The sequence below is a fragment of the Xenorhabdus sp. PR6a genome (assembly GCF_028599065.1).
GTDB lineage: Bacteria > Pseudomonadota > Gammaproteobacteria > Enterobacterales > Enterobacteriaceae > Xenorhabdus > Xenorhabdus doucetiae.
The window spans coordinates 1-1,043 of the sequence record NZ_JAQRFJ010000173.1 but is presented as its reverse complement, the minus strand read 5'-3'; the positions used below and the strand labels follow the sequence as shown (position 1 = coordinate 1,043).

The window sequence follows — 1,043 nt, the reverse complement described above, 5'->3', positions numbered from 1 at the left end:
GCAGCCGAAGCAGTGATAGAGGTTCTTCGACGGGGTGATCACCATCGAGGGGGTTTTCTCTTCATGGAACGGGCACAGCACAACCCGGTCCTTGCCGCGCGGGGTTAACTTCCGCCCCTGCTGCTCGATAACGGCAACTAAGGAGACGGCGGCTTTCAGGTGCTGTAATTCTGCGTCGGGTATCCGTGCCATGCTGTTGACTCCTAAATCCTGTCAAGATTTAAATTGACTCTTAATTGGATTTATTTATAATCCTTTTAGGAGTTACTTGCAACCCCTAATTCAGACAAGCCCTTACACTAACGGAGTCACTATGCAAACCGAGTTTTTGATTATGCAAAATGCTGAACTCCGCAAAGAGTTTGGGGTACGTCTCAAGGCGCTGCGTAAGCAGAAGGGATGGCCTCAAAAAGAACTGGCCGGGAAAGTTGAGATACGTTTTCAACAACTGAACAAGTACGAAAGCGGACTTAATATCCCCCCTGCCGAGATGATGGTGAAGCTGGCCGATGTATTGGGGGTCACGGTAGATTATCTGTTAACAGGGAACCCTGTTGAAGATTCACCGTTGGCTAATTCTCGATTATTTCGACGCTTTCAGGTTCTGGAGCAACTGGCACAGGAAGATCAGGAAACGGTTATCAAGATCATTGATGCCATGATCGCCAAGCAGCGCATGGAATCCGCACTGCTTCCAGTTGATGAACCGGAGGGATAGAGAAGAGTAACGCGGAGCTGATGTGTTACGAGCACATCAACACCGCTAACCACAACCAACTATATGAGGTAGTTAATGATGGCTAAGGCGCATTCTAAGCAAAACGCGGCTCAAAATAAAGCAGCTAAAACAGAACGTTATTACACCGTGGGATACGTCCCGCAAAATGACAAGGCTAAAGCTCCGCCCGCGATACACCTTAAGGGGCAATGGCTTAAGGCCGCGGGCTTTGAGATTGGTGGCTCGGTGACGGTGAAGATCATGGACGGCTGTTTAGTGCTGATCCCCGACAGCGACGAGACCAACAGCCTCAAACAGCAATACC

3 protein-coding genes are annotated in these 1,043 nt (G+C 49.5%); 2 read left to right on the top strand and 1 reads right to left on the bottom strand.

Features of this window, described 5'->3' with window-relative positions:
• Window positions 1–192 (bottom strand): CHC2 zinc finger domain-containing protein (locus PSI15_RS18135; protein WP_273584743.1); only part of this gene is annotated, 192 nt, incomplete at its 3' end.
• 121 nt (window positions 193–313) lie between these two features.
• On the opposite strand from PSI15_RS18135, the gene PSI15_RS18130 reads away from it, so the two are divergent.
• Both PSI15_RS18130 and PSI15_RS18125 read left to right on the top strand, forming a co-directional pair.
• Window positions 314–718 (top strand): helix-turn-helix domain-containing protein, encoded by a 405-nt coding sequence (locus PSI15_RS18130; RefSeq protein ID WP_046973910.1) that lies wholly within the window; start codon window positions 314–316, stop codon window positions 716–718.
• A gap of 78 nt (window positions 719–796) precedes the next feature.
• A partial coding sequence (locus PSI15_RS18125; protein ID WP_273584741.1) for a SymE family type I addiction module toxin occupies window positions 797–1,043 on the top strand: 247 nt, incomplete at its 3' end.